Genomic DNA, 19150 nt, shown 5'->3' with positions numbered 1-19150 from the left:
CCACATCACCGGAACTCGCCCCACCCTCCCGGTCAGCCAACACACGTGACCACAGATATGCGTACCCGGGTGCGGGCCGGGGAGCCGGACGCGTTCGCGGAGTTGTTCGACGCCTACGCGCAGGTCGTCTACCACCACGCCTTCCGCCTGACCGCCGACTGGTCCGTGGCCGAGGACGTCATGTCGGCCACATTCATGGAGGCGTGGCGGCGCCGCGAATCGGTCGACCCCGAAGGGGGACCCCTGCGGCCCTGGCTCCTGGGCATCGCCACCAACGTGGCCCGTAGCCACTGCCGTAGCAACCGGCGTTACCGGGCTGCCGCCGCCGCTGCCGCCGAGGCGGGGCCCGCCTCATTGCGGATCCCCGACCACGCCGAGGAGACGGCCTCCCGCGTGGACGACCGGCGCCGGATCAACGCCACCCTCACCGCGCTGAGTTCGCTCAAGCGTGCCGAACGCGAGGTCCTCGTCCTCTGCCTCTGGGAGGGCATGGAGTACGCCGACGTCGCCCGCACCCTCCGCATCCCCATCGGAACCGTCCGCTCCAGGCTGTCCCGCGCCCGTACCAAGCTGCGCAGACTCGCCGAGGCCGAACTGGGCCGCACAAAACGGGAACTCACTCCGCGAACCCGGCAGGTAAAGGGCGATCGCACTCACGCGATCCGGTCCGCAGAGGAAGGAATCCGATGAACCACACCAGCCCCTCCCAGCCGCACCCGGCTGAATGGCCGGAGACCCAGGAACTCCTGGGCGCCGAGGAGCGGGGTCTGCCGGCGGGCCGCCACGAGTTCCACAAGGAGCACCTGATGGCCCAGATCCACGACGACCTCCGCACCACCCACGGCACCCCGGCCGCCCCCGCGTGGCAGCGCGACCCGCAGCGCGACTCGCAGCGCAACCCGTTCCTGCGCCGCAACGTGCTGCTGCCCGCCATGGCTTGCGCCGTGGCCGCGGCGGTCGTGGGCGGCTTCGCCCTCGCCGGTGGCGCCGGCGGCAACGGCGAGGGTAAGACTCCCCTGGCCACCGGCCCCGCGCTGACCACCCAGGTCGGCACCGCCGACGCCAAGGCCGCCCCCGAGCTGCTGAACCGCATCTCCCTGGCCTCGGCCGACACCTCCGGACCCACGGTGGACGATGGCCAGTTCATCTACATCGCCTCCAAGGTGGCCAACACCTACCCCAGGACCGTGGACGACAAGACCACGGTGGTCAGCGAGGAGTTGCACACCCGCCAGGTCTGGCAGTCCCCGGACGGGAAGGACGGCTGGCTGATCGAGCCAGGTCAGACCAGCGGCCAGGGCATCACCCTGGCCGGTGAGCACCCGATCAGCGCGGCGTACAACTCCCTGGTGAAGCTGCCCACGGACCCCGACGCGCTGCTGAAGAAGATCTACCAGGACAACGACCCGAGCAAGGGAGTCGCCCGCGACCAGGCGGCCTTCGTCGCCATCGGCGATCTGCTGACCGAGAGCTACCCGCCCGCCAAGCTCGCCCCGGCCCTCTACAAGGCCGCCGCCAAGATCCCGGGCGTGGTCGCGGTGGACGACGCGGTCGACGCCCTGGGCCGTCATGGGGTCGCGGTGGCGCGGCTGAACGAGGCCGATGGCCAGCGCGAGGAGTGGATCTTCGACAAGAAGACCCTGGCCTTCCTCGGCGAGCGCATGGTCCAGGCCCAGCCCCCCGAGGACGGCCCGATCAAGCGTGGCACCGTCCTCTTCACCAGCGCGATCACCGAGCGCGCGGTCGTCGACGGCAACAAGCAGCTCCCTTCCCAGGTGGGCTGACGTGAAGCGACAGGCGAAAGAGGCGAAGAGCGTGCGCGAAAGCACATCGACGGCATCCACGGCATCCACGGCATCCACGGCCGCCGTGGCCGCTGTCCTGGTCGCGGGAGTGATGATGGGGGCCGCGCCGGCGGCCCCCGGGTCCGGCCTCGGCGCGCGGACGGCGAGCGCCGTCACCAGCACCGGGTCCGGCACCGGGTCCCCGGTCAGGAGCATCACCCTGATCACCGGGGACCGGGTCCGACTGGACGCCGAGAACCAGGTGATCGGCGTCCAGCACGCCCCCGGCCGCGAGGGCGTCCCGGTATCCGTCCGCCGCTCCGGAGACGACAGTTACGTCCTGCCGTCCGACGCCGCCGCCCTGATCGGCCAAGGCGCCCTGGACAAGCGGCTGTTCAACGTCAGCGGCCTCGTGCGCGCCGGGTACGACGACGCCCGTCGCGGGACGCTGCCACTGATCGTGTCGTACCAGGGGAAAGCCGCGAAGAAGAGGGACGCGGCGAAGACGGCGCTGTCAGCGGCGGATGTGACCGTACGCCGCGAACTGCCCAGCGTGGGTGGCGCCGCGCTCAGCGTGCGCAAGGCCGACGCCGACAGCGCCTGGCAGGCCCTCACCGCGACCGCCGGTACCGGGCACGCCCGCACGGCGGCCCCGGGGATCGCCCGTGTCTGGCTGGACGGCCGGTTCAAGGGGCAGGCGAGGCCCAAGGCCGGGGCGAAGGACGTCAGCCACAACGTCACCCAGATCGGCGCGCCGACCGCCTGGGACGCCGGATACGACGGCAAGGGCGTCAAGGTCGCCGTCGTGGACTCCGGCATCGACACCACCCACCCTGACCTCGAAAAGGCGGTGACGGAGGCGAAGGACTTCTCCGGAACGGGGAGTACCGACGACAGGTCCGGTCACGGCACCCATGTCGCGGCGACGGTGGCGGGCTCGGGCGCCCGGTCCGGTGGCCTCTACAAGGGCGTCGCGCCCGGCGCGGAGATCCTCAACGCCAAAGTGCTGAACGACAGCGGCGAGGGCACCGAATCCAGCGTCATCGCGGGCCTGGAGTGGGCCGCCGACCAAGGCGCCAAGGTCGCCAACCTCAGCCTGGGCCAGTCGGACACCCCGGGGCAGGACCCGGTCGAGACGGCCGTCAACTCCCTCTCGGAGCACAAGGGCCTGCTCACCGTCGCCTCGGCGGGCAACGACGGCCCCAAGGCCGGAACGATCAGCACCCCCGGCGCGGCGGACTCGGCGCTCACCGTCGGAGCCGTCGACGGCGAGGACGGCATCGCCGGATTCTCCAGCACCGGCCCGACCGCCGACAGCACGCTGAAGCCGGACCTCACCGCCCCGGGCGTGGACATCGTCTCGGCGAAGGCGGCGCACGGCGACATGGGGGACCCGGCCGCGGACGGCTACGTCGCCATGTCCGGTACGTCGATGGCGGCACCGCACGCCACGGGCGCCGCCGCGATCCTGGCCCAGGAGCACCCGGACTGGACCGGACAGCGGATCAAGCAGGCGCTCACCGCCGCCACGAAGCCGACCGCCGGTCTCGACGCGTACCAGCAGGGCACCGGCCGGGTCGACGTGGCCCGGGGGATCGCGCAGAGCGTGGTCGGCGAACAGACGTCGGTGTCCTTCGGCAAGCAGATGTGGCCGCACACCGACGACCAGCCGGTCACCAAGCGGATCACCTACCGCAACCACGGGGAGAAGCCCGTCACGCTGGACCTCTCGGCCACCGCGACCGGCCCGGAGGGCAAGGCCGCCCCGGACGGTCTCTTCAGCCTCAGCGCACGCCAACTCACCGTCCCGGCGGGCGGCACCGCGAGCGTCGACCTCACCGCGGACACCCGCACCGAGGGGCCGGACGGCGCGTATTCGGGCACGCTGGTCGCCACCGCGCAGGGCGGCGGCACGGAGGTACGGACGTCCTTCGGCGTCATCCGCGAGGCCGAGGCGTACGACGTCACCCTGAAGTTCCTCGACCGGCAGGGCATGCCCGTCAGTTCGCCGCTCACCGAGATCAAGAGTTACACCACCGACTACTGGACCACCGCGTTGGAGGACCACCAGGAGACCTCGAAGGGCGTCTACAAGCTGCGTATCCCCCGGGGCGACTATGCGGTGGACACGGTGATGTCCGAGGACACGGACACCTCGCTCCTCGTCCGGCCGAAGTTCGCGGTCACCAAGGACACCACGATCACCTTCGACGCCCGCGAGACGAAGCCGGTCGAGGTCACCGCCCCGGAGAGCGCGAAGATGGCCACCGGCTATCTGAACTACCGCCTGGGCGTGCCCAGCGGTCTCAACGCCACCCTGTTCTTCGGCGAATCCTTCAAGGGGCTGCGCACCGCGACCCTGGGCCCGTCCCCGGACGCCGGGAAGTTCAGTACGCAGATCGGCGGCCTGTGGCAGAAGGGCAGTACCACCTACAACCTGCTCTACAACCTGCCCGACCGCTTCCCCACCGGCTACCGGCGCACGGCCCAAGCGAGCGAACTGGCCCTGCTGAAGCGGCGCATCGGCTCGTCCGCCCCGGACCGCAAGGGTGTCCTCAACGCGCTGTGGAGGGGCCCGGAGCTGTCCCTGGGCGCGACCAGCGCACCGTTCGCGCTCCCGGCGACCGCGAAGACGTACGTCACCACGCCCGAGGGCTTCCCCTGGACGGTCGGCGTCAGCCAGCAGGGTCCCGCCGCGGACGACGACACCGATGTGTTCTACCCCGAGGAGCGGCCGACGTCGTACCGGCCGGGCCGGACGTACGAATCGACCTACAACGTCGGCGTGTTCAGCCCGGCGGTGGACAAGGACCACACCGCGCGCCGCTCCGGTGACACGCTCGACATGTGCGTCCCGAGTTTCGCCGACGGCGGCGGCCACGCCGGTTCCTCCCGGGTGAGCGAGCGGCACACGACCGTCACCGCCGGCGGCAAGAAACTGCTCGACAACGATGGCGACCTCTGCCAGACGGCCGACGGCCTCCCCGCCACCTCGGCGCCGTACACGATCCACACGGACGCGACCCGCCCGGCCGAGGTCGCCGGTGTCACCAGCCGTCTCACCGCCGACTGGAGCTTCACCTCCGCGAAGCCGAACGGCTCGGAGACCGCGTCCCTGCCCCTGTCCACCGTTCGCTTCCACCCGGAGCTGACGACGGCCAGTACAGCGAAGGCGGGCCGCCGGATCACCGTCCCGCTCTCCCTCCAGGGCCCGGCCGCCACGCACCTCAAGTCGCTTGCGGTGCGGGTGTCCTACGACGAGGGCGCGACCTGGACCAAAGCACCGGTGACCACCACGGGTGGCAAGCGGAGCCTGGACCTGACCCACCCGAAGGACGCCACGTCGGTCTCCTTCAAGGCCGACCTGACCGACACCGACGGCAACACGTACGCCGTGACGATCCTGAAGGCGTATCTGCTCTCCTGACCGAACGGCCAGGAGCGAACTCGCCGAACCGGGCGACCCCCGCCGCCCGGCTATGTGTTCAGCAGGGCTTTGAAGCGGGCCGCGCCATGGTGGGTCAGCCAGTCTCCGAAGGTGAGCAGGCCGGGGTGGAGGGCGCGCAGGGGCTCGATGTCGACCAAGGGGTAGATGCCGTCGTTGAGGGACTGGATGCCGCGGGCCGCCTCCTCGCTCCGGGCGCGTATGGCGTCCAGGGGGATGTGGACGTACGGGACCTCCTGGCCCGTGGCCCGGGTGATGGCGGCGGCGGTCTCCGGTGGGGTGAGGGTGTCGCCCGCCAGGTCGAAGGCGCGGGAGCGGAAGCGGTCGGGGGCGTCGAAGGCGAGGGCGGCGAAGGCCGCGATGTCGGCCAGCGCGATGAACTGCTGGCGGGTGTCCGGGTTGTACGGGGTGGCCAGGGCGCCGCCCCGTAGACCCCATACGGGGTGGAGGAGGTTCTCCATGAAGGACGTGGGGCGCAGGACGGTCGCGGGCATGCCGATCGCGTCGATGTGCTCCTCGATGCGCCGCTTGCTCTCCAGCGTCGACAGCCCGCTGTCATTGTCGGCGCCGAACGCGGAGGCGTAGACGAGGAGTTGGGCCCCGGCGGACCGCGCGGCGTCCGCCACGTTCCTGCCCCGCCGCACCTCGTCGTCCGGTCCGTATTCCGTGGGCAGGCCCGGCATACCGGGGGTGGGCTGGACGCTGAAGACACCGTGGGCTCCGCGGGCGGCTGCGTCGAGCGAGGCGCGGTCGTCCAGATCGCCCGCGACCAGTTCGGCGCCCGCCGAGGCGAGGGCGACTGCCGCGGGGCTGGTGGTGTCCCGGGTGAGCGCGCGGACGTGGCGGCCGTCGGCGAGCAGTCGCCTCGCGGTGGCGCCGCCCTGCTGACCGGTCGCGCCGGTCACCAGGATGATGTGGTTCGACGTCATGGGGGTCATGGCGGAAGGCTCCCGAGTAGAATCGGAACGAGTAACCCGGTTAACGTACCGGAATGGGCGACCCGGTTGTCAATCAGGGAGACGGAGATGGCGGCGAGGGAAGCGGCGCACGGCGCGGCAGGCGGCGAAGGGCCGCCCTCGGGCGAGCAGCCCTCGCGGGCCGACGCGCGGCGGAACAGGGCGCGGGTGCTGGCCGCCGCCAGGGCCTCGTTCGCGGCGGAGGGCGGCATGGCGCCGCTCGGCACCATCGCCGAGCGGGCCGGGGTGGGCGCCGGGACGGTGTACCGCCACTTCCCCTCCAAAGAGGACCTTTTCGGGGCGGTGATCGCCGACAGCGTGGACGGGTTCGTCGCCGAGGGGCGGGCGTTGGCCGTGGCCGAGGACCCGGGGGCGGCGTTCTTCGGCTTCCTGGAGCGCGTGGTCAAGGAGGCGTCGCTCAACCGTGCGCTGTGCGAGGCATTCGCCCGGGAGGCACCCGGCCGTGCGCCCGACGCGGTGGCGGCCGGTGCCAGGCGCGAGTTCGGTGAGGTGCTGAGTGTGCTGCTCCGGCGCGCCCAGGAGGCCGGAGCGGTCAGGGCGGATGTCGCGGCGGCGGACGTACAGGCGCTGGTGGCGGGGTGCGCGGCCATGGAGCAGGGGCGCGGCCCCGGGCCCGGGGTGCTGACGGCGGTGATGTGCGACGGATTGCGGGCGGAACAGACCGTAACGAAATTCCGTAACGGAATGGCGGAGGTCGGCACCGGAGTCACCGGTCCGCGTGACGAAATCGGTCGGTGCGAGATGTGCGGTGAGACGCTGCCCGGCGACCGCACCGGCCGCGCGGGGCGCCCCGCGCGGTTCTGCGGGGCGGCGTGCAGGCAGAAGGCCCACCGGCGGCGCACGCGCACCAGCGGCTGACCGCCTGCCCGCGGCCGACCGGACGCGGGGGCGGCAGGGTGACGTACGTCATGGGAACGTGGCCGTCCGCGCGGACAGTTGAGGGTGTGATCTCAGACAGGGACATCAGCCCGAGGTCGGGCACCAGCCCGGGGTCGGGCGCCGGACCGTCGGCGAGCGCCTCGGTGGCGGTGTGCGCCCTGCTGGTCGCGGTGGTGCTGACGGGGGCCGCGCTCGCGGCCCCCGGGGCGGAGTTCAGAGGGGCGCGGCTCAGACCTCCTCGCGCATCAGCCGCAGATACACCACCGAGAACAGCGCCCCCACCAGCAGCAACAGCAGTGCCACCGCCGTGCCGTAGCCGATGAGGGATTTGTTGAACGCCTGGTCGTACATGAAGACCGGCAGCGTCTGGCTGCGGTTTCCCGGGCCGCCCCGGGTCATCGCCCAGATGAGGCCGAACACCGACAGCGTCTGCAAGGTGTTCAGCATCAGATTGGTGCCGATGGAGCGGCGGATCATCGGCAGGGTGATGTGCCAGAAGCGGCTCAGCCCACCCGCGCCGTCGACCTCAGCCGCCTCGGTGATCTCCTTGGGGATCTCGGACAGGGCGGCGGAGTAGACGAGCATCGAGAAGGCCGTGCCGCGCCAGACGTTGGCGAAGGACACGGCGAGGATGGGCAGGGTGTAGAGCCAGTTCTGGGACGGCAGGCCCAGCCAGTCCAGCAGTGCGTTGAGCGTGCCCTCGCGGCGGAAGAACGCGTACAGCAGGAAGCCCGCCACGATCTCGGGGACGACCCAGGCGGCGATGACGATCGCGCCGGTCAGTGTCCGCACCGGCCGGGAGGCGCGCTGCATCAGGGCGGCGAGGGCCAGGCCCAGGGTGTTCTGGCCGACGAGGGAGGAGAGCAGGGTGAAGACGAGGGTGAGGACGACGGCGTTGCGGAAGTCGTCGTCCCCGAAGGCGCGCTGGAAGTTGTCCAGCCCCACGAAGTCCGTGGAGGACGCGCCCGTGAGCTGCATATTGGTGAAGGCGATATAGACGCAGTACGCGATGGGGCCACCGAGGAAGAGCAGCAGCATGACGGTGGCGGGGGCGAGCGGAAGCCAGCGCAGGGGGCGGCCGCGACGGGGGCCCGGGCGGGCCGGGGTGTCCGTCGGGGCCGCCGCCACTTTGGTCGCGGTTGCCATCGGGGGCGGCCCTCAGCCCTGGCCGCTCGCCGCCACCGTGGCGCCGTCGGCGATGGATTTGAGCTGGTCGTCGTAGGACTTCGCGGCCTTCTCCGGGGAGGAGCCACCGGCCGTCGCCGCCTCCATGGCCTCACCGATCGCCGTGGACACCTGGGGGTAGACGGGGGTGGTGGGGCGGTAGTGGGTGTACTTCACCAGCCCCGTGAAGAAGGTGATCCCGGGCATCGAGGAGGTGTACTTCGGGTCCTGCGCGACGTCCTTGCGGACCGCGATCTGGGCGTCGACGATGTCCCAGGTGACCGCGTTGTCCTTGGTCTGGAGCTGCTGGACGAACTTCCAGGCCAGATCGGGGTTCTTGGACTTCGCGGTGATCGCCCACGTCCAGCCGCCGGACATGCTGACCTGGCCGGGCGCCTGCCCGTTCTGGGTGGGCATCGGGGCCTGGCCGAGGGTCTTGGACCACTCGGGCCACGGCTTGCCGCCGGTCTTCAGCCAGTTCTGGCCCAGCCAGGAGCCGTCGAGGGCGATGGCCAGCTTGCCCTGGGGGAGCCATTCGCTGTAGACGGTGGTGCCGACGTTGGGGTCGAGGGCGTCGGAGATGTCCGGGCCGAGCTTCTCGGAGTAGACGGTCCGAAGGAAGCCCAGCGCGTCCTGGAAGCCCTTGCCGCCGGTGACCCACTTCTTGGCGCCGGGGTCGTAGAGGGGGTTCCCGCCCGCCTCGCCCGTGCCGTACAGCAGCATCTCGAAGCTCTGCATGACGGAGGTCTCGCCCGGGGCCTTGCCGGTGTAGGTGTTGAGCGGGATGACGCCGGGGACCTTCTGCTTGATCGTGCGCGCCGCCTTGAGGATGTCGTCCCAGTTCTTGGGCGACCAGTCGGCCGGCAGCCCGGCCTTGGCAAAGATCTTCTTGTTGAACCACAGGCCACGGGTGTCGGTGCCGTCCGGGACGCCGTACGTCTTGCCGTCCTCGGCCTTGGCCGCCGCCTTCGCGGTGTCGACGAACTGGTCCCAGCTCTTCCACTTGGCCAGATAGTCGTCGAGGGGGCGCAGATAGCCCGCCTTGATGTCCGAGTTGATCCGGAAGGTGTCCTCGTAGACCAAGTCGGGGGCGGTCTTGGGGGACCGCATCATCTGCTGGACCTTGGTGGCGTAGTCGTTGTCCTGCGCCTGGATCGGGACCAGCTTGACCTTCTTGCCGGGGTTGGCCTTCTCGAACTGCTTCTTCACCTCGGCCAGATGGTTGTCCTTGAAGCGGATCTTGTTGTCCGTGGAGCGGTTGTAGACGACCTTGACGGTGTCCGGGTCGCTGCCCGAACCGCCACCGCAGGATGTGAGTCCTGCGGTGGCGGCGAGGGTGGCGGCGAGGATCAGTGGGGCGGTGGGGCGCACGGGCACGACCTCCTTGCTGGCCTCTGTGGGCTGCGCGCTGACCGTAAGGTCGGCTTCAACGGAAGGTCAATCCCCGTGACCTGGATCGTCACTTGATCGAACGCCGCCGCGGGGGTACGGGGGCGTGCGCCCTTGTACGTCCTCGTACACCCCGGGCGTACGGGGGGCGTACCCCCCCCGGGCGCACGGGGGCGCGGCTCAGCCGGTGGCAGCCGGACTCAGCCGTTGTACCCCGCGAGCACCTTGGTGAAGTCGTATGTGCCCTGGTCGATCCCGCTGCACGCGTCGCCGTCCGTGCCGGAGCCGCACTTGCGGTCGCGGTTGAGCGACCAGAAGCTGACGCGGGCCAGGTGGTGGCTCTTGGCGTAGGACACCATGTCCTTGAAGTTGTTCAGGGATATGGTCTCGCCCGCGACGTCGGTCTTGCCGTTCATCGAGGAGAAGCCGACCTTGCGGTAGGCGGCGTCGGAGGAGAGCCCGTACGCGCTCGCCACGGTGTTCTTCAGACCGTCCACCGCCGACTTGGTGGCCCCCGCCATATCGATGGAGCCCTGGCCGAAGTCGAACGGCATGACCGCCCAGCCGTCCACGTCGAGCCCGGCGGCGGCGCCACGCTTGACCAGGTCCTTGCCATTGGAGTCGGGGCCGGAGGTGGTGGTGCCGAAGGTGACGTACACCTTGATGCCGCTGTTCTTCTGCTTGACCGTCTTGAGCGCGTCGACCACGCGCTGGCGGACCGTCGCGTTCTCGAACTCGCTCGCTTCGATGTCGATGTCGATCGACTTGAGCTTGTAGGCGTCGATGACCTTCTGGTACGCGCCGGCGAGTGCGGAGGCGGAGGAACACTTCTCGCCCAGCTTGTTACCGCTCCAGCCGCCGAAGGAGACGGTGACATCGCCGCCCGCCGAGCGGATGGAGTTGATCGTCGACTGGTCGTTGCCGCCGGTGAGCCCGCGGGAGCCGTCCCACTTGGGGTTGCAGCCGCCGTCGGAGAGCATGAACGCCATCGTGAACTGAGTGGTGCCGGTCGCCGACATGACGTCCGTGGCCTTGGGCGGGGAGCCCCAACCGAGGTAGAGGTAGGGGCCGTTGAGGCCGCTGGGTGCGGCGGCGGTGGCGGCGGTGGCGGTGTGCTGCGGCGCCGCTTGCGCGGTGGCCGCCGTGGTGACGCCCGCGGCGAGCATGCCGACGGCGGCGGCGAGGGCGAGTCTGCGGTGATGCCGGGAACGAGGCATGGCTGACGGAGCCTCCTGGGGTGGGGGGTTGGAGGGGGGTCTGGCGAGGCGCGATCTGGCGAGGCTGAACCTAGCGAGGCGGCATGGCCGCGACAAGATGTCGGATAGGAAACTTTCCTATTGGGCGAGGCCCGGCCGCGCGGCGCTTCCCGGCACCCAGGACTGGGGGGGGTGCCGGGCCGGGCCGGGGAATTTTCGTCTTACCAGCGGGCCGTCAGTCCGCCGGTCGCGAGGCCGGGGTGCGTCGCGCTTCGGCCAGCAGGACGCCAAGCCGGCCCAGGACGTCCGCCTGGGCTTCGTTGTAGATCTCCTGGAAGGCGCTGACGACGGTCTTCTTCGCGTACTTCACGCCGCGCGGAGCGTCGGCGGACAGTGTGCTCAGCCCCGGGTTCTGCCGCCACAGCTCCAGCACGTAGGCGACCAGGGCTTCGGCCACCTCGGCGCGGGTCCGCTCGTCGGCGTCGGCGGGCAGTTGTGCGAAGGCGTCGCAGGCGGGATCGTCCTGGACGGGCTTTCGCATCAGGTCGGCGTAGGCCGCGGTGCCCTTCGGGCCGAGCACCCTGCTCATCACGGTGACGAACGAGCGTTCCGCGTCGGCCATGGGAGCGTCGACCGCGGCCGTGGCGAACTCCGGCGGCAGGTCGGTCGGAACCGACTTCTTCAGTATGAAGCCGAGTTCCATCCTGGCCCGTTGCAACCGTTCGATGGTGGCGGCGAGTTCGGCGTCAAGCGCGCGCAAGGCTTCCTCCGGATGATCGTCGGCGTCGCCCATCTCGGCGATCTGGGACAGCGAGAACCCCAGGTCGACCAGGCGCTTGATGCGCAGCAGCCGGACGAGATGGGCGACGCCGTACTGCTTGTAGCCGTTGGCGCGGCGCACCGGCTCGTCGAGCAGGCCGACCTCGTGGTAGTGCCGCACCGCTCGCAGGCTTGTGCCCGCCAGTTCGGCGATCTCACGAGTGCTCCATGCCATGGCCCGTACTCCGTTCCGGCTGCTCGGGTATCGGCGGCTGCTCGGGTATCGGCCGGCCGCCCCGACTCATGTCATCCGAAACCATGCCGCCGCGGCATGGTCAAGCGCGACCGGGCGCACGCCCAGTGCGCCCCCGGCCACCCCACCGGGCAGTGACCCGCGTCGCATTCCAGGCGGCTTGAGTGTGCCGCGGCGGCACAGTTTTCCATGGTTTTCCGCGCACCGACGGCACGGATCTACGACCGGGTTCCGCCCGCCGCTTACCGCCCATCGCCGACCGCCCATCGCCGACCGCTCATCGCCGCCCGCCCGCACTCTCGTACGTCACCTGGAGGACGCCATGACGACGACAGACCATCCCACACGTACCCACGACAGCCGGGGAGACGCCATGACCGAGAACGACCGCGCCGAGCGGACACCGGTCGAGCCCGGGGCACAGAGCCAGGCGGACGGGAAACCGTTCACCAGCCGGGCGCACGAGGAGCCGTCCACCGGCCAGGCACACGACAAGCTGCTCGCCCAACTCGGCGGTACCAAGGGGATGGTGTACACGGCGATCCCGATCACGGCGTTCGTCACGGCCAACGCCGCCCTCGGGCTGCCCCTCGCGATTGGCATCGCGCTCGCGGTGGCCTTGGCGCTCACCGTGTGGCGGATGGCGCGGAAGGAACCGTTCAGCGCGGCGTCCGGCGGTCTCTTCGGCGTCGCGGCCGCCGGCGGCATCGCGGCGTGGACCGGCTCGGCGGGCGGCTTCTTCCTGATCGGAATCTGGACCAGTTTCGCGGGCGCGGTGCTCTTCCTGGCCTCGCTGCTGGCCCGCAGGCCGGTCACCGGCCTGGCGTGGAACGCGCTGCACGGCAACCGCCACCCATGGCGAAGCGACCGCCCCAGCCTGCTGGCCCACGACATCGCCACCACCATCCTGACCGCGCTCTTCGGGGCCCGGTTCGCCGTACAGCAGTGGCTCTACGAGAACGACTCCACGGGCTGGCTGGCCTTCGCCAAGGTCGGTATGGGCACGCCGCTGTTCGCGCTGGCGCTGCTGGTCGTCCTCTGGGCGTTCCGCCGCTCGACCAAGCGACTCGTTCAGCCGAACGACGACTGAACCGGCCGACAACTGAACCGGCCGATGACTGGACCGACCGGTCCGCGTGCGGGACCGGCCGTATGCCACTCCCTCAGGAGCCCATGAGGAAGATCCCCGTGATCGCCGCGGCAGTGGCCGACGCCGAGAACCCGGTGACGCACAAGGAGCATCGCTCAGTGCTCGCTGAGCCAGCGGTACAGCAGTTCGGGGCGGCCGATCTGGCCGTAGTGCGGGGCGCGGGCGGCGCGTCCCGCCTCCACCAGGTGTTCCAGATAGCGGCGGGCGGTGATCCGGGAGATTCCCACCGTCTCGGCGGTGGCCGCGGCCGAGATGCCCTCCTCCGCGCCGCGCAGCGCCTCCGTGACCGCGTGCAGGGTCGCCTGGGTCAGCCCCTTGGGCATCGCGGCGGGCTGCGGCGCCCGCAGCGCGGCCAGTGCGCGGTCCACCTCGTCCTGCCCGCTGGCCTCGCCCGCGGTCGCCCGGAACTCGGCGTACCGGAGGAGACGGTCCCGGAGGGTGGAGAAGGTGAACGGTTTCAGCACGTACTGCACGACCCCGAGGGAGACCCCGTCGCGGACCATCGCCAGGTCCCGGGCCGAGGTGACCGCGATCACATCCGCCCCGTTCCCGGCCGCGCGCAGCGCCCGTACGAGCTGGAGGCCGTGCCCGTCGGGGAGGTAGAGGTCCAGCAGCAGCAGATCGGCGGGCGTCCGCTCCAGCAGCCGCTGCGCGTCCCCGCCGCTCCGCGCGGCCCCGACGACGGCGAAGCCGGGGACGCGGTCGACGTACATCCGGTGCGCGTCCGCCGCGACGGGGTCGTCTTCGACGACGAGAACCCGGATCGGCGCCGGATCCCCCGGTTTCGCCTGCGGCGGGCTCATGAACGGATTCCTCTCGGACGAGGTGCGAGGTGCGAGGTGCGGGGTGCGGGGCGGGGCGCGGTGCGCGCGGAATGCTTAGGGCTCCAATTTACGGAGGGTAACCGCGAGTGGCCAGATCCCTACGGTGACGATTCCCCTACCGCTTGTGCTGGGGCGCTTGTCGACCAGGTTCCCTGCCCGCTCGCGGCTGAATATGGCCCCTGGCCACGGGCGGGGCGGCGGGCTGCGCCGCGCTCGAGGCCGATCCGTGCCCGGGCCCTCCGGCGGGTGTCGACGCGCCGTGGCGGGATGTGGCTGCGGTGTGCGTGAGAGGGGGGCCGTGGGTGCGGCGCACCCTGCTGCTATGCCGGGATGGGCGGGTGCCCGTCCGGCCGGGGCCGTCCCGGGCCGGGCGCGGGCCGGTTGGCCCGTGGGCTGCGTGGGGCCGTGTCACGGCGTCGTGGTCGGGGTTGCCAGCGGCAGGCGGATGGTGAATTCGGCGCCGCCGTCCGGGGCGGCCGATATCTTCACCGTGCCCGCGTTGCGGCGGGCGGCCTGGCGGACCAGGGCCAGTCCCAGGCCGCGGCCCTGGGATTTCGTGCTCCAGCCGCGGCGGAAGACCTCCTCGGCCGCCGCCGGGTCCAGCCCCGCACCGGTGTCCGCGACGCGCAGCGTCAGCTCGCCGCCGTCCGCGCGGGCGGTGACCGTGACGCGGGCGCTGCGGGGGGCACCGCCGTGGCCGACGCCCTCGGCGGCCGCGTCCGTGGCGTTGTCGATGAGGTTGCCGAGGATGGTCACCAGGTCGCGGGCGGGCAGGCCGGGCGGGAGGACGCCGTCGTCGATGCGGCTGTCGGGGGCGAGGACGAGCTCGACGCCGCGCTCGCTGGCCTGGGCCGCCTTGCCCAGCAGCAGCGCGGCCAGCACCGGTTCGGCGACCGCGCCCACCACCTGGTCGGTGAGCGCCTGGGCCAGCTCCAGCTCGGCGGTGGCGAAGTCGACCGCCTCGTCCTCCCGGCCCAGTTCGATCAGCGAGACGACGGCATGCAGCCGATTCGCGGCCTCATGGGCCTGGGAGCGCAGCGCCTCCGCGAAGCCGCGCACCGAGTCCAGCTCGCCGGAGAGCGCCTGGAGCTCGGTGTGGTCGCGCAGGGTGACCACCGTGCCGCGCTGTTCGCCGCTGCTCACCGGGGAGGTGTTGACGACCACGACCCGTTCCGCGGTCAGATGCAGTTCGTCCACGCGCGGCTCGGTGGCCAGCAGGGCGCCGGTCAGCGCGGGCGGCAGGCCCAGGTCCGAGACGTAGCGGCCGACGGAGTCCTCGGGCAGGCCGAGCAGCTCCCGCCCGCCGTCGTTGATCAGCGCGATCCGCCGCCCGCCGTCGAGCATCAGCAGCCCCTCGCGCACGCCGTGCAGCGCGGCCTGGTGGTAGTCGTGCATCCGGCTCAGCTCGTCCGCGTTCATGCCGTGCGTATGGCGGCGCAGCCGGGCGTTGATGACATACGCGCACAGGCCGCCGAGCGCGAGCGCGGCGGCGGCCACACCGAGCAGCGCGAGCAACTGGCGGCGCACCTGGGCGCTGATCGTGTCCACGGTGATACCCGCGCTGACCAGCGCGGTGATCCGGCCGCCGGCGCGGTCGTCGCGCACCGGGGCGACCACGCGCACGGAGGAGCCGAGGGTGCCGGTGTATGTCTCGGCGAAGATCCGGCCGCGCAGCGCGGGCTTGATATGGCCGAGATAGGTGGCGCCGATCTGGCGCGGATCGGGGTGCGCCCAGCGCACACCGTGGGTATCCATGATCGTGACGAAGGTGACGTTCGTGTCCCGGCGCACCTTCTCCGCATACGGCTGGAGCCGGGCGGTGGGGTCCTTGGACCGTGCCGCCTCGGCGACCGAGGGGGAGTCGGCGACGGCCACCGCGGCGGCCGTCGCGCGCTGCCGCGCGGCCACCACCGCCTGCTCGCGGTCGGTGACGTAGGCGAAGACGGCACATCCGGCCACCAGGGCGGCGACCAGCACGACCTGCATCGCGAAGAGCTGGCCGGCCAGGCTCCGGGGGTGGGGGATGCGCATGGCCATCAGTCTGCACACGCATCTTTGTATGAACGAAATGAACGGAAGGGTGACCCCCATCACAGCGTTGGGGCATAGTCGCCGGGACCGTTCAAGGCGGTGTGCGAGCCGCACACAGTACAGCGCCGGGACAGTTGGACGGCAGATCAGAAGGAGGCAGCACCGTGGCTGCGGACACCACGCCGCCCGCATCCGGGCGTACGGAACCGGATGGGACGAAGCCGAAGAAGGAAAGGATTCACTACCTCTACCTCGCCGTCATCGGCGCGGTGGCGCTCGGCATCCTGGTGGGCTTCGCGGCCCCCGATACGGCGGTGGAGCTCAAGCCCATCGGCGAAGGCTTCGTCAACCTCATCAAGATGCTGATCTCGCCGATCATCTTCTGCACGATCGTGCTCGGGGTCGGCTCGGTGCGCAAGGCCGCGAAGGTCGGCGCGGTCGGCGGTCTCGCGCTCGGCTACTTCATGCTGATGTCGACCGTGGCACTCGCCATCGGCCTGGTCGTCGGCAACTTCCTGGAGCCGGGCAGCGGCCTGCACATGAGCCATGACGCGGCCCAGGCCGGGCAGAGCCAGGCCGAGGGCGCCTCCGAGTCGACGGCGGACTTCCTGCTCGGCATCATCCCGAAGACGCTGGTCTCCGCCTTCACCGCGGGCGAGGTGCTCCAGACCCTGTTCGTGGCCCTGCTCGCGGGCTTCGCCCTCCAGGCGATGGGCAAGGCGGGCGAGCCGGTGCTGCGCGGCATAGGCCACATACAGCAGCTCGTCTTCAAGCTGCTGTCGATGGTCATGTGGGCCGCCCCGGTGGGCGCCTTCGGCGCGATGGCCGCCGTGGTCGGCGAGACCGGTCTGGACGCGCTCAAGGCGCTCGCGGTCATCATGATCGGCTTCTATGTGACCTGCGCGCTGTTCGTGTTCATCGTCCTCGGGACGATCCTGCGGCTGGTCGCGGGCGTGAACATCTTCCTGCTGCTGAAGTACCTGGCGCGGGAGTTCCTGCTGATCCTGTCGACCTCGTCCTCCGAGTCGGCGCTGCCGCTGCTCATCGCGAAGATGGAGCACGCGGGCGTCAGCAAGCCGGTGGCCGGTATCACCGTCCCCACCGGATACTCCTTCAACCTGGACGGCACCGCCATCTACCTCACGATGGCCTCGCTGTTCATCGCCGAGGCCATGGGCGACCCGCTCTCCATAGGCCAGCAGATATCCCTCCTCCTCTTCATGATCGTCGCGTCGAAGGGCGCCGCCGGTGTCACCGGCGCGGGCATGGCGACGCTGGCGGGCGGTCTCCAGTCGCACCGGCCCGAACTGGTCGACGGCGTCGGCCTCATCGTCGGCATCGACCGCTTCATGAGCGAGGCCCGCGCCCTCACCAACTTCGCGGGCAACGCGGTCGCGACCGTCCTGGTCGGCACCTGGACCAAGGAGATCGACAAGGAGCGGATGAACGAAGTCCTCGCCGGACGGCTGCCGTTCGACGCCGAGGGCTTCGCGCGCCACGGCGGCGGCCACGGCCCGGCCGCGGACGACTCCGACGGGGCCGAGGGAGCCGAGGGCAAGTCCCTCCCCGAGCGGCGTGACGGTGACACGGCGAAGGAGCACGTGCCCGCCTGACACCTTGCGCGCGCCGCGGCCCTGCCCTCCTGAATCGGGGCAGGGCCGCGGGCGTTTCACGGGCGTATACGTCGCGCACGCATACGTCGCGCGCACGCGTCGCGCACACACGCATCGCGCGCACGGCGAATGGCGCCCCGCGTCTTCCCCCCGTTGGAAGACGCGAGACGCCGCCATTGGCTACGCCGCCACTGCCTTTCGGCGGTCCTTCCGGCGGTCCTTCCGGCGCCGAAGGCGCCTTATCGCTCGCCGTCCGGCGCGCGGCGTAGCTGTTCCGGGAGGGCCGTCCATTCGGGGCCCTCGTGGAGGGGTTTGACCCAGGCGATGTTGCCGCCGGTGTCGACGTAGGCGACGCGGCCCATGGCCTCGCGTTCGAGGTCGTAGACGAGTTCGCCGATCCGAGGTGTGCTTCGTGTTCCTTCAGCGGTGGTCATGAGCCGCCACCTCGGCACCTCACTGCCATGCTGTCCCCCGTTCATTGGTGGATGAGGGCCCCGGACCGGACACTTCCGGTTCGGTCGCCGCCGCCGCGGTGACCGGGTGAGCTTCTGGTGCCCATGGGGCCCTCGATGACCGTAGGGTGCTACGAGCCGCTGATATCTCGCTGATGCCTCGCTGACCCGAACCCGTGGGTAGGCTTCCACATGGTCACAGTGAATTCTCTGGTACCAACGGGGGCAGTGTGTGGATGGGACCGAGTTTCGCCTGTTGGGACCGGTCGGAATATGGCAGGGCGAGCGTCTCCTGGGGCCGACCGCCGCGCAGCAGCGGTCCGTTCTGGCGATGCTGCTGATGGCCTCCGGCCGCGTGGTCTCCGTCGACAGGCTGGTGTTGGCAGTATGGGGCGAGGACCCGCCGGGGTCCGCGCGAAACGCCGTACAGGTGCAGATCTCCAAGCTGCGGCGGATCCTTTCGGCCTTGCCCGGGGCCGAGTTGACGACATCGGCGAAGGGCTATGCCCTGACCGTCGCCCGTGAGCAGGTCGATCTTCACCGGTTCCGCGATCTGGTGCGGGCCGCGCGGGAGGGCCCCAAGGCCGGCGGGGACGGCGGGGCGGTCGCCCGGGCCGGCGGGGACGGCGGGTCGGTCGCCCGGGCCGCCGGGTCGGCCACCGGAGCTGCCGGATTCGCCGACGGCCCCGAGGACCGGGCCGGGGAACTGCTGTACACCGCGCTCCAGTTGTGGCGCGGGCCCGCGCTGGCGGATGTCGCGGGCGGCTGGCTCCCCGACACCCTGGGCGCCGGGCTGGAGGAGGAGCGGCGTACGGCGGTCGAGGAGCTGGCCGCGATCGATCTGCGCTCCGGACGGCACCACGAGGCCGCCACGGAGCTGTCCGCGCTGGTGGCCGAACACCCTTTGCGGGAGCGCTCGGTGGCGCTGCTGATGGAGGCGCTACGGCGCGGCGGCAGGCGGGCCGACGCCCTCGGGCTGTTCCGCTCCACCCGCCGGAGGTATGTGGAGGAGCTGGGCATCGAGCCCGGCGACGAGCTTCAGCGGCTCCACCGGGAGGCACTCGAGGACAGCCGGGACAGCCGGGAGGACCGGGACATTCGGGAGGGCCGGGACGGCCGGGATGGGCGTGATGGCCGGTCCGGGGACGCCTCCGGGCCGCCCGGATCGTACGGCAGCGCTCCCGCGGCAGCGCCGCCATCCGACGCGGCGCCCGTCCCGGCCCCCGCCGTGGAG

Annotated in this window: 15 protein-coding genes; 7 read left to right on the top strand and 8 right to left on the bottom strand. The window is 71.2% G+C overall.

What is annotated here, in order from left to right; all coding sequences use genetic code 11:
• Positions 1-45: 45 nt before the first annotated feature.
• Genes KN815_RS05475 through KN815_RS05465 form a run of 3 tightly spaced genes read left to right on the top strand, consistent with a single transcriptional unit; the run spans position 46 to position 5211 of the window.
• Complete coding sequence (locus KN815_RS05475) at positions 46-690, top strand: RNA polymerase sigma factor (protein ID WP_253208781.1); 645 nt, start codon at positions 46-48, stop codon at positions 688-690.
• Positions 687-1784 carry a CU044_5270 family protein gene (locus KN815_RS05470; RefSeq protein WP_216340601.1) on the top strand — a complete coding sequence of 366 codons (1098 nt, stop codon included), beginning with the start codon at positions 687-689 and terminating at the stop codon, positions 1782-1784. Before KN815_RS05475 ends, KN815_RS05470 begins: the two co-directional genes overlap by 4 nt.
• A 1-nt stretch (position 1785) precedes the next feature.
• The gene (locus KN815_RS05465; RefSeq protein ID WP_253208780.1) at positions 1786-5211 is read left to right on the top strand and encodes a S8 family serine peptidase; all 3426 of its coding nucleotides are present in this window, start codon (positions 1786-1788) and stop codon (positions 5209-5211) included.
• Between the two features lie 50 nt (positions 5212-5261).
• Here KN815_RS05465 and KN815_RS05460 read toward each other — a convergent pair whose 3' ends face one another.
• A complete protein-coding gene (locus KN815_RS05460; RefSeq protein ID WP_216340600.1) occupies positions 5262-6167 on the bottom strand; it encodes an NmrA family NAD(P)-binding protein in 906 nt (301 codons plus the stop codon).
• Between the two features lie 87 nt (positions 6168-6254).
• Between KN815_RS05460 and KN815_RS05455 the strand changes: the two genes are divergently transcribed.
• Complete coding sequence (locus KN815_RS05455) at positions 6255-7064, top strand: TetR/AcrR family transcriptional regulator (protein ID WP_216340599.1); 810 nt, start codon at positions 6255-6257, stop codon at positions 7062-7064.
• Between the two features lie 249 nt (positions 7065-7313).
• Here KN815_RS05455 and KN815_RS05450 read toward each other — a convergent pair whose 3' ends face one another.
• The 4 genes from KN815_RS05450 to KN815_RS05435 all read right to left on the bottom strand — a co-directional run bounded on the left by KN815_RS05450 (position 7314) and on the right by KN815_RS05435 (position 11828).
• Positions 7314-8231, bottom strand: a complete 918-nt coding sequence (locus tag KN815_RS05450) for a carbohydrate ABC transporter permease (RefSeq protein WP_216340598.1) — start codon at positions 8229-8231, stop codon at positions 7314-7316.
• Positions 8232-8243: 12 nt separating this feature from the next.
• Positions 8244-9620 carry an ABC transporter substrate-binding protein gene (locus KN815_RS05445; RefSeq protein WP_216340597.1) on the bottom strand — a complete coding sequence of 459 codons (1377 nt, stop codon included), beginning with the start codon at positions 9618-9620 and terminating at the stop codon, positions 8244-8246.
• 218 nt (positions 9621-9838) lie between these two features.
• Positions 9839-10855: a chitinase gene (locus KN815_RS05440; RefSeq protein WP_216340596.1), complete on the bottom strand. Its 1017-nt coding sequence runs from the start codon at positions 10853-10855 to the stop codon at positions 9839-9841.
• Positions 10856-11069: 214 nt separating this feature from the next.
• The gene (locus KN815_RS05435; protein WP_216340595.1) at positions 11070-11828 is read right to left on the bottom strand and encodes a helix-turn-helix domain-containing protein; all 759 of its coding nucleotides are present in this window, start codon (positions 11826-11828) and stop codon (positions 11070-11072) included.
• Positions 11829-12219: 391 nt separating this feature from the next.
• On the opposite strand from KN815_RS05435, the gene KN815_RS05430 reads away from it, so the two are divergent.
• Positions 12220-12936 (top strand): DUF3159 domain-containing protein, encoded by a 717-nt coding sequence (locus KN815_RS05430; protein WP_253208779.1) that lies wholly within the window; start codon positions 12220-12222, stop codon positions 12934-12936.
• A 155-nt stretch (positions 12937-13091) separates the two neighbouring features.
• Here KN815_RS05430 and KN815_RS05425 read toward each other — a convergent pair whose 3' ends face one another.
• A complete protein-coding gene (locus KN815_RS05425) occupies positions 13092-13799 on the bottom strand; it encodes a response regulator (protein WP_216340593.1) in 708 nt (235 codons plus the stop codon).
• 429 nt (positions 13800-14228) lie between these two features.
• On the bottom strand, positions 14229-15851 hold the full coding sequence (locus KN815_RS05420; RefSeq protein ID WP_216340592.1) for a sensor histidine kinase: 1623 nt from the start codon (positions 15849-15851) through the stop codon (positions 14229-14231).
• Positions 15852-16015: 164 nt separating this feature from the next.
• Here KN815_RS05420 and KN815_RS05415 point away from each other — a divergent pair, with 164 nt between their 5' ends.
• Positions 16016-17464, top strand: coding sequence for a cation:dicarboxylate symporter family transporter (locus tag KN815_RS05415; RefSeq protein WP_216340591.1), 1449 nt, complete (start codon positions 16016-16018; stop codon positions 17462-17464).
• A gap of 239 nt (positions 17465-17703) precedes the next feature.
• On the opposite strand, the gene KN815_RS05410 is transcribed toward KN815_RS05415, so the two are convergent.
• On the bottom strand, positions 17704-17898 hold the full coding sequence (locus tag KN815_RS05410; RefSeq protein ID WP_059148544.1) for a hypothetical protein: 195 nt from the start codon (positions 17896-17898) through the stop codon (positions 17704-17706).
• A gap of 274 nt (positions 17899-18172) precedes the next feature.
• On the opposite strand from KN815_RS05410, the gene KN815_RS05405 reads away from it, so the two are divergent.
• The coding region (locus tag KN815_RS05405) for an AfsR/SARP family transcriptional regulator (protein WP_253208778.1) at positions 18173-19150 on the top strand (978 nt) is incomplete at its 3' end.

The sequence above is a fragment of the Streptomyces niphimycinicus genome (genome assembly GCF_018883605.1).
Lineage (GTDB): Bacteria > Actinomycetota > Actinomycetes > Streptomycetales > Streptomycetaceae > Streptomyces > Streptomyces niphimycinicus.
This window is presented reverse-complemented; position numbering and strand designations above follow the sequence as displayed.

Coding starts and splice junctions, on each gene's coding strand:
- KN815_RS05430 (WP_253208779.1), top strand. CDS start 12,220: ATGACCGAGAACGACCGCGCCGAGCGGACACCGGTCGAGCCCGGGGCA.
- KN815_RS05460 (WP_216340600.1), bottom strand. CDS start 6,167: ATGACCCCCATGACGTCGAACCACATCATCCTGGTGACCGGCGCGACC.
- KN815_RS05425 (WP_216340593.1), bottom strand. CDS start 13,799: ATGAGCCCGCCGCAGGCGAAACCGGGGGATCCGGCGCCGATCCGGGTT.
- KN815_RS05435 (WP_216340595.1), bottom strand. CDS start 11,828: ATGGCATGGAGCACTCGTGAGATCGCCGAACTGGCGGGCACAAGCCTG.
- KN815_RS05470 (WP_216340601.1), top strand. CDS start 687: ATGAACCACACCAGCCCCTCCCAGCCGCACCCGGCTGAATGGCCGGAG.
- KN815_RS05410 (WP_059148544.1), bottom strand. CDS start 17,898: ATGACCACCGCTGAAGGAACACGAAGCACACCTCGGATCGGCGAACTC.
- KN815_RS05450 (WP_216340598.1), bottom strand. CDS start 8,231: ATGGCAACCGCGACCAAAGTGGCGGCGGCCCCGACGGACACCCCGGCC.
- KN815_RS05420 (WP_216340592.1), bottom strand. CDS start 15,851: ATGCGCATCCCCCACCCCCGGAGCCTGGCCGGCCAGCTCTTCGCGATG.
- KN815_RS05440 (WP_216340596.1), bottom strand. CDS start 10,855: ATGCCTCGTTCCCGGCATCACCGCAGACTCGCCCTCGCCGCCGCCGTC.
- KN815_RS05455 (WP_216340599.1), top strand. CDS start 6,255: ATGGCGGCGAGGGAAGCGGCGCACGGCGCGGCAGGCGGCGAAGGGCCG.